Source organism: Streptomyces sporangiiformans (genome assembly GCF_005768555.2).
GTDB lineage: Bacteria > Actinomycetota > Actinomycetes > Streptomycetales > Streptomycetaceae > Streptomyces > Streptomyces sporangiiformans.
In genome coordinates this window covers 1-14,253 of the sequence record NZ_VCHX02000341.1, presented here as the reverse complement: position 1 = coordinate 14,253, position 14,253 = coordinate 1, and the positions used below count along the sequence as shown (strand labels likewise).

General features: G+C 67.6%; 12 protein-coding genes. 4 read left to right on the top strand and 8 right to left on the bottom strand.

Annotation, left to right across the window (positions count from 1 at the left end):
• Window positions 1-90: 90 nt before the first annotated feature.
• Together FGD71_RS43525 and dnaB are read right to left on the bottom strand one after the other, a co-directional pair.
• Window positions 91-1,560, bottom strand: a complete 1,470-nt coding sequence (locus FGD71_RS43525) for an FG-GAP-like repeat-containing protein (protein ID WP_240437057.1) — start codon at window positions 1,558-1,560, stop codon at window positions 91-93.
• A 198-nt stretch (window positions 1,561-1,758) separates the two neighbouring features.
• Window positions 1,759-3,237, bottom strand: coding sequence for a replicative DNA helicase (gene dnaB / locus FGD71_RS43520; RefSeq protein ID WP_119106128.1), 1,479 nt, complete (start codon window positions 3,235-3,237; stop codon window positions 1,759-1,761).
• Window positions 3,238-3,696: 459 nt separating this feature from the next.
• On the opposite strand from dnaB, the gene FGD71_RS43515 reads away from it, so the two are divergent.
• Window positions 3,697-5,034, top strand: a complete 1,338-nt coding sequence (locus tag FGD71_RS43515; RefSeq protein WP_119106158.1) for an MATE family efflux transporter — start codon at window positions 3,697-3,699, stop codon at window positions 5,032-5,034.
• Between the two features lie 173 nt (window positions 5,035-5,207).
• Here the strand turns inward: FGD71_RS43515 and rplI are convergent, their stop codons facing one another.
• The 4 genes from rplI to rpsF all read right to left on the bottom strand — a co-directional run bounded on the left by rplI (window position 5,208) and on the right by rpsF (window position 6,914).
• A complete protein-coding gene (gene rplI, locus FGD71_RS43510) occupies window positions 5,208-5,654 on the bottom strand; it encodes a 50S ribosomal protein L9 (RefSeq protein ID WP_119106127.1) in 447 nt (148 codons plus the stop codon).
• An 18-nt stretch (window positions 5,655-5,672) separates the two neighbouring features.
• Entirely contained in the window at window positions 5,673-5,909 is a 237-nt protein-coding gene (gene rpsR, locus FGD71_RS43505; RefSeq protein ID WP_003949403.1) for a 30S ribosomal protein S18, read from the bottom strand.
• A gap of 45 nt (window positions 5,910-5,954) precedes the next feature.
• On the bottom strand, window positions 5,955-6,545 hold the full coding sequence (locus FGD71_RS43500) for a single-stranded DNA-binding protein (RefSeq protein ID WP_119106126.1): 591 nt from the start codon (window positions 6,543-6,545) through the stop codon (window positions 5,955-5,957).
• Window positions 6,546-6,623: 78 nt separating this feature from the next.
• The gene (gene rpsF, locus FGD71_RS43495; protein ID WP_005482942.1) at window positions 6,624-6,914 is read right to left on the bottom strand and encodes a 30S ribosomal protein S6; all 291 of its coding nucleotides are present in this window, start codon (window positions 6,912-6,914) and stop codon (window positions 6,624-6,626) included.
• Between the two features lie 275 nt (window positions 6,915-7,189).
• Between rpsF and FGD71_RS43490 the strand changes: the two genes are divergently transcribed.
• From FGD71_RS43490 to FGD71_RS43480, 3 genes are all read left to right on the top strand, one after another.
• A complete protein-coding gene (locus tag FGD71_RS43490) occupies window positions 7,190-7,504 on the top strand; it encodes a hypothetical protein (protein ID WP_119106125.1) in 315 nt (104 codons plus the stop codon).
• Window positions 7,505-7,716: 212 nt separating this feature from the next.
• Window positions 7,717-8,838, top strand: a complete 1,122-nt coding sequence (gene femX, locus FGD71_RS43485) for a peptidoglycan bridge formation glycyltransferase FemX (protein WP_119106124.1) — start codon at window positions 7,717-7,719, stop codon at window positions 8,836-8,838.
• 65 nt (window positions 8,839-8,903) lie between these two features.
• Window positions 8,904-9,935: an alanine racemase gene (locus tag FGD71_RS43480; protein ID WP_119106123.1), complete on the top strand. Its 1,032-nt coding sequence runs from the start codon at window positions 8,904-8,906 to the stop codon at window positions 9,933-9,935.
• A gap of 125 nt (window positions 9,936-10,060) precedes the next feature.
• On the opposite strand, the gene FGD71_RS43475 is transcribed toward FGD71_RS43480, so the two are convergent.
• Together FGD71_RS43475 and FGD71_RS43470 are read right to left on the bottom strand one after the other, a co-directional pair.
• A complete protein-coding gene (locus tag FGD71_RS43475) occupies window positions 10,061-11,566 on the bottom strand; it encodes a glycosyltransferase family 87 protein (protein ID WP_119106122.1) in 1,506 nt (501 codons plus the stop codon).
• Between the two features lie 177 nt (window positions 11,567-11,743).
• Window positions 11,744-14,253: transglycosylase domain-containing protein (locus tag FGD71_RS43470; RefSeq protein WP_420878402.1), on the bottom strand; the 2,510-nt coding region annotated here is incomplete at its 5' end.

The following is a 14,253-nucleotide window of genomic DNA, read 5'->3' as shown; positions in this document are numbered from 1 at the left end:
AGGACCTACCCCCAGACGGCTTGACTTCTCCTCGTCGCCCGGCGGGCGGGCCGACGCTGTGAGGGCGGGCGCAACCTCCGTAAGGCGCACTCAGTGGCTGCTCAGCGGCTTGCCGTACTTCTGAGCCGTGGATAGGTACGGGAGGCCGAGCGTGCGGGGCGAGAAGGCCGCCGAGCCCCCGGCCGAGCCGCTGGGGAGGAGCCATACGGCGCCCAGGGAGGCGTTCTCGCCAGGGGATCCGACCGTGACATCCGGTACACCGTTGGCGTTGCCGTCACCCGAGGCCACCGCCGCGCCGAAGGTGTCTCCCGCCTCGGCGACGCCCGGGATGCCGGGCGTGTCCTGGTTCCAGGAGACGGACGTGGCAACGCCGTTGGCGTCGAGCAGGCCCTGAGCGCCGCCGGAGAGCAGCCAGGCGGCGCCCGCCCCCGCCTTGCTTCCGATGGCCTCACCGGGAGCGCCCGCGATCAGGTCGTCGCGACCGTCGCGGTTGACGTCGGCGACGGCGAGGGCGGCGCCGAAGCGGTCGCCGTCCTCGGCCACGCCCGGCACGCCCGCCGTGTCCTGGTTGAGGGTCTGGGCACGGCTGCCGAACGGGCCGCCCGCGGGGCTTCCGTAGTGGATGTGGATGCCGCCCCCCTTGGCGAGTCTTTCGGGGCCGCACGGGTCGTCGATGTTCTCGTCGGCGATCTCACGGCATTCGCCGAGCGCCAGGTCGTCGTGGCCGTCGCCGTCGAAGTCGCCGGCGGCCAGGGCGGTCACGCCGGCGTTGTCCGTGTTCCAGAAGTTGGCCATCGCGGACTGGTCGGCGTCCCACTTCCACAGGCGCACGTGGGACTGCGTGTTGGGGTCGCCCGCGGTCCAGTACGCCACGGCCAGGTCCGCCGTGCCGTCGCTGTCGAAGTCGCCGGTGATCAGGACAGGGGCGCGGCCGCCCATGGGGGCGGCGACGACGGTGGTGACCATGCTGTCTTCGCCCTGGGCGACACGAGCGACGACCTTGTCCGTGCCGCCGATCACGATCTCCTTGTTGCCGTCGCCGGTCAGGTCGGCTGCCGCGACCGATTTGCCGTACGCAGCCGACGGCGACGGCCCGGTGAGGACCGTCGACCCCGGTCCCGGCCCGTCCATCGAGCCGCCTACGGCGATGACCATGCCCGCGTCCGTACCGCGGTCGATGACGTCCTCGCCGGGGACACCGACGAGCAACTCCGCGATGCCGTCGCCGTTGAGGTCCGTCAGGGCCACGGATGCGCCGAAGCGGTCACCCGCCTCCGGGGTTCCGGGAACCTCGGGAGTGCTCTGGGTGACACGGATGCTTCCGTAGGCGCCGACGCCCTTCGGACCGCCCCAGACGACGTTCACGTACCCGGCCTTGGCCTGGCCGCCGACGGTCCCGTGCGGGACGCCGACGGCGAGGTCCGCGTAGCCATCGCCGTTGAAGTCGCTCGTGGCGGCAGGGGGTGCGGCAGCGGTGGCGCCGGACGGGAACACGAACCCGGCAGTGGCCACAGCGGCGGCTGCGATGGCGTACGTCAGGGTGCGGCAGCTGTGTGGCACGGTGGCTCCCACTCGGTCGACGGGGTGCGGGTTATCTGGTGTGACCGTCGAAGGGCGGAGCTGGTTGTACGGAGTTCACCGGTGGTTGGCGCCGGGTTCACGGTGGGCGGGCGAGACCTTCGATGTTGCGGGCGCCGCCGGACTGGACAACTGGCGGCGCGAAATGGTGGGCCACGGCAGGCCCTACACGGGCAGAAATCAGGTCTGCGCCATGTCCACGAAGCGTGAATAGTGCCCCTGGAAGGCAACCGTGATCGTCGCCGTCGGGCCGTTACGGTGCTTGCCCACGATGATGTCCGCTTCGCCGGCTCGCGGCGACTCCTTCTCGTACGCATCCTCACGGTGCAGCAAGATGACCATGTCCGCGTCCTGCTCGATGGAACCGGATTCACGTAGGTCGGACACCATGGGCTTCTTGTCCGTACGCTGCTCGGGTCCACGGTTCAGCTGCGACAGCGCGATCACCGGAAGCTCCAGCTCCTTGGCCAGGAGCTTCAGGTTTCGCGACATGTCCGAGACCTCCTGCTGCCGGCTTTCGGTCCGCTTGGAACCGCCCGACTGCATGAGCTGCAGATAGTCGATCACCACCAGCTTCAGATCACTGCGCTGCTTGAGACGACGGCACTTGGCGCGGATCTCCATCATCGACAGGTTCGGGGAGTCGTCGATGTAGAGCGGCGCAGCCGACACATCCGGCATCCGGCGCGCCAGCCGGGTCCAGTCCTCGTCGGTCATCGTGCCCGAACGCATGTGATGCAGTGCCACACGCGCCTCCGCCGACAGCAGACGCATGGCGATCTCGTTGCGCCCCATTTCGAGCGAGAAGATCACACTCGGCATGTTGTGCTTGATCGAACAGGCCCGTGCGAAGTCCAGTGCCAGCGTCGACTTACCCATGGCGGGACGGGCCGCGATAATGATCATCTGTCCCGGGTGCAGACCGTTGGTGAGCTGGTCGAGATCGGTGAAACCCGTCGGCACACCAGTCATCTCCCCCGACCGCGAACCGATCGCCTCGATCTCGTCGAGCGCGCCCTCCATGATGTCGCCCAGCGGGAGGTAGTCCTCGGTGGTGCGCTGTTCGGTGACCGCGTAGATCTCGGCCTGGGCACTGTTGACGATCTCATCCACATCGCCGTCGGCCGCGTATCCCATCTGTGTGATGCGCGTACCGGCCTCGACCAGGCGGCGCAGCACGGCGCGCTCATGAACGATCTCCGCGTAGTACTCGGCGTTCGCCGCCGTCGGGACCGTCTGCACCAGGCCGTGCAGATAGGGTGCGCCACCCACCTTGGTGATCTCACCGCGCTTGGTGAGCTCGGCGGCGACCGTGATCGGGTCGGCCGGCTCGCCCTTCGCATAGAGATCGAGAATCGCACTGAAGATGGTCTCGTGCGCGGGCCGGTAGAAGTCGTGGCCCTTCAGCACCTCTACGACATCCGCGATGGCGTCCTTGGACAGCAGCATGCCACCGAGGACGGACTGCTCGGCGTCCAGGTCCTGCGGTGGCACGCGCTCGAAGGCCGAACTTCCGCCGTCCCATTCGCTGCTGTCCCGGCCGCGCTCGTGCTGCTCCTCACGGCCCCGGCCACCGTCGCGACGCTGGCGGGAGGCAGGCAGACGATCACTGGGACCGCTGTCGGCCCACGGGTCGTCCAAAGGCTCGGAAATACTCACCGGGCCACCTCCTCCCGTCCGCTGCGCGGACTTCGCCGTGCCCCTCATTCCTACGGCACGGCACTGACAAATAAGCGGCCCAACTCCGGTTCTGGCGCGTCGGTTTTGCGTGGTTTCCGAGGACGGAGGAGAGAGCGGACGCCGGACTACGTTAGGCCTGCGGGCACCGTCAGCCAATCTGGTTATCCACAGGCCATGTGGACGACGGCCCCGATGCTGTGGAGAACTCTGCAAAACCTGTGCACGACCCGGTGGACAGGCTTGTGAACAAGCACTCGACCCCTTTTCCACACCGCACCTGACCTGCGCTTTTGTCGTCCACTGGCTGTGCAGAAGAAAAAGTCCTCCGGGTGGACCAAGATTGCCACGACCAAGCCGCAGCGGCACGCCCCACAGGAAGCGAAGTAAGGGTCTCAAGACAGTTGCATCTCTTACCTGTGGAAGATTACATTGATGGCCATGACACAGGCTCCCGCGGCATCCCAGGCCGCCCGGCGCCGGCACGATCGAGAGATCGTCGCCCTCGCCGTCCCGGCCTTCGGCGCACTGGTCGCCGAGCCTCTCTTCGTCATGGCCGACAGCGCCATCATCGGCCATCTGGGCACCGCGCAACTCGCCGGTCTCGGTGTCGCCTCGGCCCTCCTCACCACGGCCGTCAGCATCTTCGTCTTCCTCGCGTACGCCACCACGGCCGCCGTCGCCCGTCGCGTGGGCGCGGGCGATCAACAGGCCGCCATACGCCAGGGCATGGACGGCATCTGGCTCGCGCTCCTGCTCGGCGCCGCCGTCATCGCCATCGTCGTCCCGGCGGCGCCCTCCCTGGTGGAACTCTTCGGCGCCTCGGACACCGCCGAGCCCTACGCCATCACGTATCTGCGGATCTCGGCGCTCGGCATCCCCGCGATGCTCGTCGTGCTCGCCGCCACCGGTGTCCTGCGTGGGCTGCAGGACACGAAGACACCGCTGTACGTCGCCATCGCGGGCTTCATCGCCAACGCCGCCCTCAACGTCGTCCTTGTCTATGGCGCCGGCCTCGGCATCGCCGGCTCCGCCTGGGGCACCGTCATCGCCCAGTGCGGCATGGCCGCGGTGTATCTGGCGGTCGTCGTACGCGGAGCCCGAAAGCACGGCGCCTCGCTGCGGCCGGACGCCTCCGGGATACGCGCCTGTGCCCAGGCTGGGGTACCCCTGCTGGTCCGTACTCTCTCGCTACGGGGCATTCTCATGATCGCCACCGCCGTGGCTGCCCGGCTCGGGGACGCGGACATCGCGGCACACCAGATCATCCTGAGCCTGTGGAGCCTGCTCGCCTTCGCCCTGGATTCGATCGCGATCGCCGGTCAGGCGATCATCGGGCGCTACCTCGGCGCGAACGACGCGCAGGGAGCCCGCGACGCCTGCCGCCGCATGGTGGAGTGGGGCATCGCGGTCGGCATAGCGCTCGGCTTGCTGGTGATCATCACCCGCCCGCTCTTCCTTCCCCTGTTCACCAGTGACTCGGTGGTCAAGGACACGGCGCTGCCCGCCCTTGTCGTGGTGGCCCTCTCCCAGCCGATCTGCGGCATCGTCTTCGTTCTCGATGGGGTGCTGATGGGCGCCGGTGACGGCCCTTATCTGGCATGGGCGATGCTCGTGACGCTCGCTGTCTTCACGCCCGCCGCACTGCTCGTACCTGCTCTCGGCGGTGGCCTGACGGCGCTCTGGGGAGCGATGACTCTGATGATGGCGGTGCGCATGCTGACCTTGTGGCAGCGCTCCCGCTCCGGTCGCTGGATCGTCACGGGCGCCACGCGCTGAAGGGACGCACCGCTGCGTTGAGGGCCCACGGGCCCAGCGCACACCCCGAGTTCGCGCTGTTTCACGTGAAACAGCGTGCACACAAGCCCGTGCCGACCGCGCGGTGGACCAGCAAGCATGAGGGGCCGCACCCAACAGGGTGCGGCCCCACACTGCTTCAGCGAGCGCAGCGCTTACGCCGCGACGACCTCGATGTTGACCTTGGCGGCCACCTCGGGGTGCAGACGCACGGACGTCTCGTGAGCGCCCAGCGTCTTGATCGGCGAGCCCAGCTCGATGCGGCGCTTGTCGACCTCGGGGCCACCGGAAGCCTTGATCGCCGAGGCGATGTCGGCCGGGGTGACGGAACCGAAGAGTCGACCGGCGTCGCCGGAGCGGACGGCCAGACGGACCTTGACGCCTTCGAGGCGGGCCCTGATCTCATTGGCCTGCTCGATGGTCTGGATCTCGTGGATCTTGCGAGCACGACGGATCTGCTCGACGTCCTTCTCGCCACCCTTGGTCCAGCGGATCGCGAAGTTCCGCGGGATCAGGTAGTTGCGAGCGTAACCGTCCTTGACGTCGACGACGTCGCCCGCGGCGCCGAGGCCGGAGACCTCGTGGGTGAGGATGATCTTCATTTGTCGGTCACCCTTCCCTTATCGCGCGGTGGAGGTGTAGGGCAGCAGCGCCATCTCACGGCTGTTCTTGACGGCCGTGGCGACGTCACGCTGGTGCTGCGTGCAGTTGCCGGTCACGCGGCGGGCACGGATCTTGCCGCGGTCGGAAATGAACTTCCGCAGCATGTTCGTGTCCTTGTAGTCCACGTACGTGACCTTGTCCTTGCAGAAAGCGCAGACCTTCTTCTTCGGCTTGCGCACAGGCGGCTTCGCCATGGTGATTCTCCTGTGTGATCAAGAAGTGTGGGTGCGAACCCGCCCTTAGAAGGGGGGCTCGTCCGAGTAGCCGCCGCCGGAGCCGCCGGAGCCTCCGCCCCAGCCGCCACCGCCGCCACCCTGCTGGCCGCCGCCGGCCGGCGTGCCGGTCGCCCAGGGGTCCTCGGCGGGAGCGCCGCCGCCCTGCTGCTGACCGCCACCGGGGCCGCCGCCCCAGCCGCCGCCCTGCTGGCCGCCGCCACCGCCGCTGTATCCGCCCTGGCCGCCTCGGCCGGTGGTCTTGGTGACCTTGGCCGTGGCATTGCGAAGGCTCGCGCCGACCTCGTCGACGTCGAGCTCGTAGACCGTGCGCTTGACGCCCTCACGGTCCTCGTAGGACCGCTGCTTCAGCCGGCCCTGCACGATGACGCGCATGCCTCGCTGGAGCGACTCGGCGACGTTCTCCGCCGCCTGACGCCAGACCGAGCAGGTCAGGAACAGGCTCTCGCCGTCCTTCCACTCATTGGTCTGACGGTCGAAGGTGCGGGGGGTGGACGCGACACGGAACTTCGCAACCGCCGCACCGGAAGGGGTGAAGCGCAGCTCGGGGTCGTCGACAAGATTGCCGACGACCGTGATGACGGTCTCGCCTGCCATAGGGGAACCTCTCGGCGGGTTTGCTGCTGGCTGCTTGGTGCTGCTACTCGATGCCCGATATCAGCTGAGCGGGAAAGCTCAGTGGGTCTCGGGACGGAGGACCTTGGTCCGGAGGACCGACTCGTTCAGGTTCATCTGGCGGTCGAGCTCCTTGACGACCGCAGGCTCGGCCTGCAGGTCGATGACCGAGTAGATGCCCTCAGGCTTCTTCTTGATCTCGTACGAGAGACGACGACGGCCCCAGGTGTCGACCTTCTCGACCTTTCCATTGCCCTCGCGGACGACGGAGAGGAAGTTCTCGATCAGAGGGGCGACGGCGCGCTCCTCCAGATCGGGGTCGAGGATGACCATCACCTCGTAGTGACGCATGTAGAACCCACCTCCTTTGGACTCAGCGGCCACGGTCGTTCCGTGGCAGGAGGGTCGTGATGCGTACGCAACGGTATCGGGCGCCACTGACAATCGGACCCGCCGCCCAGCGGACTGAGCGGGAGTTGTGCCGTGGCCTGGACAGACACCGGTGCAGACGGTACAGAGTACCCGCCCACGTGCTTCCGGTTGAAATCCAGCGGTGAGGACCGTCAATCTGTACACATCGGGTGTGCATGGCGCTACGATGCGCCGTCTTCCGCAGGAGGTGCCTCATGGCACAGTCAGTGCGACCCAACATCGCCGGATCCCTGTTCGCCACCGATCACAAGCCTCACCCGCTGCAGGACACCCTGCTCGCCGTGACGCTGGTCCTCGGAGTGACGTCCTTCATCACGGCGATGTTCCACGACCTCTACCTGATCAGCTCGTGGACGGGGCTGGTGGGGATCATCACCGGCGCGGGCGGGCAGTTCGTCTCCGAGACGACCCGTCAGCGCTTCGGGCTGATCCTGGGTCTCGGCGCGTCGGGCGTCGGCTTCTTCCTCGGCATGGCGCACGGCGGTCTGTTCGGCGGCATCATCGGCTGACCGCCTCCCCGACGAACGGGGATCACCGGTCGGCGTCCTCACAACACCCGGCCCCACAGCCGGACAACACCTGAAGACGTCCCGGCCGCGTACCGGTCGGGGCCAAGGTTCCGTACGGCCAGACGGGGCGCTCACAGGGCGCAGTAGGCTTCGGCGCGAGAGCCAGGAGCCCCTGTACCCATGGGGACACACCAGCCCGAGGAGCGCCCCGAATGAGCCTGACCCTGAGGACCATCAGTCGAGAGCAGCATCTGGCATACATCCAGAGCCTGCCCGCGGCGAGCCACATGCAGGTCCCGGCCTGGGCAGACGTCAAGGCGGAGTGGCGCTCCGAGAATCTCGGTTGGTTCGACGACAGGACGGGCGAGATGGTCGGCGCGGGCCTCGTGCTGTACCGGCAACTGCCCAAGATCAAGCGCTATCTCGCCTATCTGCCCGAGGGGCCGGTCATCAACTGGTTCGCGCCAAATCTGACCGAGTGGCTGGATCCGATGCTCGCGCACCTCAAGCAGCAGGGTGCGTTCTCCGTGAAGATGGGTCCGCCGGTGATCATCCGGCGTTGGGAGGCCGCTTCGATCAAGAAGGGCATCCAGGACCCGGACGTCAAGCGCCTGCGCGACATCGAGGCGGACTTCATCGAGCCTCGCGCTTTCGAGGTCGCCGACAAGCTGCGCCGGATGGGCTGGCAGCAGGGTGAGGACGGCGGGGCCGGCTTCGGTGATGTGCAGCCCCGCTACGTCTACCAAGTGCCGTTGGCGAACCGCTCCCTGGAGGATGTCCACAAGGGCTTCAACCAGCTGTGGCGGCGCAACATCAAGAAGGCCGAGAAGGCCGGCGTCGAGGTCGTCCAGGGCGGCTACCACGATCTGGAGGAGTGGCAGCGTCTGTACGAGATCACGGCCGTACGCGACCACTTCCGGCCCCGCCCGCTCTCGTACTTCCAGCGCATGTGGACGGCCCTCAACACCGAGGACCCCAACCGCATGCGGCTCTACTTCGCCCGGCACGACGGCGTGAACCTGTCGGCCGCGACGATGCTGGTCGTCGGCGGGCACGTCTGGTACTCGTACGGCGCCTCGGACAACATCGGTCGTGAGGTCAGGCCCTCGAACGCGATGCAGTGGCGGATGCTGCGCGATGCTTACGCCCTGGGTGCGACGGTCTACGACCTGCGGGGCATCTCCGACTCGCTGGACGAGACGGACCACCTTTTCGGCCTGATCCAGTTCAAGGTGGGCACGGGCGGGCAGGCAGCCGAGTACCTCGGCGAGTGGGACTTCCCGCTCAACAAGCTGCTCCACAAGGCGCTCGACATCTACATGTCGCGCCGCTGACGCCCCAGAATGTGCCTGCATACCTCTGATACACCAAGCCCACGAGAAAGGTTCCAGGTCCGGCCATGGCGCTCACGCTCTACGTCGACACCGCGCGCTGGCGTGCGCACCTCAAGCACGTGTCCGAGCAGTTCCCCGGGCTCGTCCCCGTCTGCAAGGGCAATGGCTACGGCTTCGGCCACGAGAGGCTGGCTGACGAGGCCACGCGCCTGGGTTCGGACGTCCTGGCCGTCGGCACGACGTACGAGGCCGCACGGACCAAGGACTGGTTCGGCGGCGACCTGCTGGTGCTGACGCCCTTCCGGCGGGGCGAGGAGCCCGTGCCGCTGCCCGACCGCGTCATCCGCTCCGTGTCGTCGGTCGACGGGGTCTACGGCCTCGTGGGCGCCCGTGTCGTCATCGAGGTCATGTCCTCGATGAAGAGGCACGGTGTGAGGGAGCAGGACCTGCCGCAGCTCCACGCCGCCATAGAGAACGTGCGGCTCGAGGGCTTCGCGATCCACCTGCCGCTGGACCGTACCGACGGCTCGGACGCCGTCGAAGAGGTCATCGGCTGGATGGACCGGTTGCGCGCGGCCCGGCTGCCGCTGCACACCATGTTCGTCAGCCATGTGAAGGCCGAGGAACTCGCCCGGCTGCAGCAGCAGTTCCCGCAGACCCGCTTCCGCGCCCGCATCGGCACGCGGCTGTGGCTGGGGGACCACGAGGCGACGGAGTACCGCGGCGCGGTCCTGGACGTCACGCGCGTCTCCAAGGGCGACCGCTTCGGCTACCGGCAGCAGAAGGCGGCCTCCGACGGCTATCTGGTCGTCGTGGCGGGCGGTACGTCGCACGGAGTGGGCCTGGAGTCCCCCAAAGCCCTGCACGGCGTCATGCCGCGCGCCAAGGGTGTCGCTCGCGCGGGTCTGGCCACGGTGAACCGGAATCTTTCCCCGTTCGTGTGGGGTGGCAAGCAGCGGTGGTTCGCGGAACCCCCGCACATGCAGGTGTCGATCCTGTTCGTGCCGACGGACGCGCCGGAGCCGCAGGTCGGTGAGGAACTGGTGGCCCATCTGCGGCACACCACCACACAGTTCGACCGCGTCGTCGAACGCTGACCCGCCGAGGACCGCGGAGCTGCCCGCCCTCGGCCGCGCCCACCCCAGAGCCCCGGCAGAAGCCCAAAGGCCGTACACGGAGCCCGTGTACGGCCTTTGGCGTGCCTGCCCTACGCCTTGTTCGCTCAGGGCGAACTGCGGGCAGCCGAGGTTCCTCGGCTGCCCCACTCCACACTGGGCCCCTCGTAATGCGCCGCATGCCGCGGTGGCCGGGCCGCGGCCCCGAGGACGAAGACATCCTCAGCCCCGTCGAGCACGCCACCGGTGGGATCGTCGTCGCCGGCACGGCGCACCACGTCCCGCTCGGGCATGAGGATGTCGCGTACGACCACGGCGCACAGGTAGAGCGTCCCCAGCAGGTGGACGACGATGGCGAGTTGATAGCCGTCGGTCGGCAGCCCCTTGTGGGCGTCTCCACTGGACGTGTACGCGAGGTACATCCAGATCCCGAGGAAGTACGCGACCTCGCACGCCTGCCAGATGAGGAAGTCCCGCCACTTCGGGCGGGCCAGGGCCGCGAGGGGGACCAGCCACAGCACGTACTGCGGCGAGTAGACCTTGTTGGTGAGGATGAAGGCCGCGACGATCAGGAAGGCGAGCTGGGCGAAGCGGGGCCGGCGTGGGGCGGTGAGCGCGAGCCCCGCGACGCCCACGCTGGCGAGCAGCATCAGCACCGTTGCGAGCGTGTTGACGGTCTCCGTGGCGAAAGGCGTTTCCATCCGCTGGGACAGGACCAGCCAGAAGGAGCCGAAGTCGACGCCGCGCTCCTGGCTGAAGGTGTAGAACTTCGACCACCCCTCGGGGGCGAGCAGCATCACGGGGAGGTTCACGGTCAGCCATGAGCCCCCCGCGCCGAGCAGCGCGGTGCCGAACTCCCGCCACCTGCCTGCCCGCCAGCAGAGCACGAGGAGCGGTCCGAGGAGCAGGACCGGATAGAGCTTGGCGGCCGTGGCGAGCCCCAGCAGGACGCCGAAGGCGAGGGCGCGGCCCCGCGACCACATCAGCATCGCGGCGGCCGTCAGGGCGACGGCCAGCAGGTCCCAGTTGATGGTGGCGGTGAGGGCGAAGGCCGGAGCGAGGGCGATGAGCAGGGCGTCCCAGGGCCGCCGCCGGTGGGTGCGGGTCGCGCAGACGGCGATGACCGCCGCGCACGCCATCAGCATCCCGGAATTGACCATCCAGTAGATCTTTTCCTGGCCCTGGATGCTGCCGCTGCCCGGTGTCAGCCAGGCGGCGACTTCCATGAACACACCGGTCAGTACCGGGTATTCGAGGTACTCCATGTCGCCGTTGATCTTGTCGAAGTACGGTACGAGCCCGTCGGCGAAGCCACGTCCCTGGTAAAGGTGCGGGATGTCCGAGTAGCAGGCGTGGGTGTACTGCGAGCTGGCACCGAAGAACCAGGCGCCGTCGTAGCAGGGCAGCTTCTGCACCATGCCGAGGGCGAACACGCCGATCGCGACGAGCGCGATGACGCGTACGGGGGTCCACCAGGACGTCCCGAGCAGAGCGCGCCGTCCGATGGGGCCACCGATCAGCTCGCTGCCGGTCGCGGCGACCTCGTCCTCTTTGGTCGGCCGAACCGGCTCTGGCTCGTCCACGTTCACTCGCGTCGTTTCTGCACTGGGCATACCGCACATCCTGCCGTACGTACCTCAGAGCGTGTGGGCCCAGCCGCTGGGTCCGTGACTCGCCGCCTGTGTCCGGGCCGCCGCCTCGTGTACGACAAGGGCCGCCGCACCTGTCGGTGCGACGGCCCTTGTTTCACGTGAAACTGTGCGTTTCACGTGAAACACACTCGGTGACGGCTACCCAGTGCCTCCTCCGAAGAGGCCCCCGTTGCCATTGCCTCTGCTGTTTCCGTCGTCGGTCTCCGTAGGCTCGGGACTCACGCCTCCGTCGGTTCCGCCGGTATCGGTACCGCCGTTGTCATTGCCGCCGGTGTTGTTGCACTCGAAGTCGAACGGATCGCAGGTGTTGCTCGGTGTGGGCGTGGGCGTGGGCGCGGACTCGCTGGGTGTATTGCTCGGCGTCGGGCTTTCTTCGTCCGCCGTCTCCGGCGCCGATGGGGTCGCAGTCGGCGTCGGGACGTCGTTGACGACCACGCCGATCGGCTCAGGCGTCGGGAAGTCCTCCACCTCCTTGCCCTTGAGCGCGTTCTCCATGTAGTCGTGCCAGATTTCGGCCGGGAACGAGGCACCGTGGATCTTCTTCTGGCCACCCGTTCCGTACATCTCCAGGAACTCACGCTTCTTGCTGCTCTCGTTGTCATCCATGCGGTACATGGAGACCGCGGTGGAGAGCTGCGGGGTGTAGCCGACGAACCAGGCGGACTTGTTGCCGTCAGTGGTACCGGTCTTGCCGGCCACCTGGCGGTCGTCCAGCTTCGCCGCGGTACCGGTGCCCTTGTCGACGACGGTCCTCAGGACGTCGGTGACATTGTCGGCGACCTGGGCGGTGAAGGCCTGCCTGGTCTTGGCGACATCGGCGTGCCTGAAGACCGTCCCGTCCTTGTCGGTGATCTCCTTGACCGAGTACGGATCGTTCTGCTTGCCGCTGGCCGCGAAGGTGGAGTACGCGCCTGCCATGCGGATCGCGCTGGGGTCGGACGTACCGAGCGAGAAGGACGGGTAGTTGGCGCTGGCCAGACTGGTCTTCAGGACGCCCGCGTCGAGCGCTGCCTCCCTGACCTTGTCCAGACCGACGTCCATGCCGAGCTGCACGTAGGCGGAGTTCGCCGAGACCCTCATCGCCTCGCGGAGGTCGATCTGGTAGCTCGGGGGGTTGTAGGACTCACCGCCGTCGTTCTTCTGCAGCCACTCCTTGCCCTCCTTGTCCTTCCAGACGTTCTCGTCGTAGTCCTCGATCTTGAGCTTGTTCTCGCCGCTGTAGAGGCTCTTGGGGGAGACCTTGGTCCGCTCGTCCTGAGCCTGCTCCGGGCCGAGCTCGGGGTCGCGCTTGCCCCACTGCATGGCGGCCGCCAGCACGAACGGCTTGAACGTCGAACCGACCTGCGCACCCGTCTGGTCGGCGTTGTTGGTGAAGTGCTTGGTCGCGTCCTCGCCGCCGTAGATGGCCTTGATCGCGCCGTCCTCGGGGTCCACGGAGGCCCCGCCGAACTGGACGTACTTGTCCTTGTCCGGACGCGCCTTCGGGTCGATGTTCTCCTTGCGGACCTTCTTCACGGCGTTTTCGAGCTGGTTGACCATCTTCTTGTCGAAGGTCGTCTGGATCGTGTATCCGCCGCGCTGGAGGTCCTCGGCGGTGATGTTGGTCTTTTCGCTGTTGTTGACGATGTACGCCTTGGCGAGGTCGACCAGATAGCCGACCTGACCGCTCAGCTGGGCGTTGGAGCGCGGGCTCTCGGTCTCGGGGAACTTCTTGTACCCAGCCCGCTGTGACGCCGTCAGATGGCCGTCCTTGACCATTTCGTCAAGGATCCAGCTCCACCGCTCCGTGGCCCGCCTGAGGTTGGCGTCGGGGGTGGCGGCGGGGTCGATCGATGTCGCGCCCGCCGGGTCGTAGTACGTGGCGCCCTTGAGTACTGCCGCCAGGAACGCACACTGACTCGCGTTGAGCTTGCTGGCGTCCTTGTTGAAGTACGCACGCGAGGCTGCCTGGATCCCGTAGGCGCCGCGTCCGTAGTAGGCCGTGTTCAGGTAGCCGGCCATGATCTCCTTCTTGTCGACGGTGGCGCCGACCTTGATGGAGATGAACAGCTCCTTGAACTTACGTGTGACCGTCTGCGACTGGTCACTCAGCCGCGCGTTCTTCACGTACTGCTGGGTGATGGTGGAGCCACCCTGCGTCTCGCCGCCCTTGGCCATGTTGAACAGGGCGCGGCCGATGCCCATGGGGTCCACGCCCTTGTCGGTCTCGAACGTCTTGTTCTCGGCCGACATGACGGCGTAGCGCATCTCCTTGGGGATCTGGGCGTAGCCGATGATCTGGCGGTTCGTCTCGCCACCGGTGGCGACCATCGTGCTGCCGTCGGCCCACTTGTAGACGTTGTTCTGCGCCTCCGCCGCCTGAGCGACGTTCGGGACGCCCACCATGGCGTACGCGATGCCCGCCACGACCATCATGCTGCCGAAGAAACCGACGAACGTGCCCGTCACAAGCTTCCACGAGGGCACCCACCGTGCCGCGCCGTACTTGCCCGCGCGCGGATAGTCGATGATCCGCTTCTTGGGCGGCACGCCACCACGGCCTCTGCCATGCCCGCTCGATCCACCGGGGCCGCCCGGGCCGCCGCGGCGGCCGCCGCCGCCCAGGCCGCCGAAGCCTCCGCGCCCCGCGCCGTCGGCAGCTCTGCGCC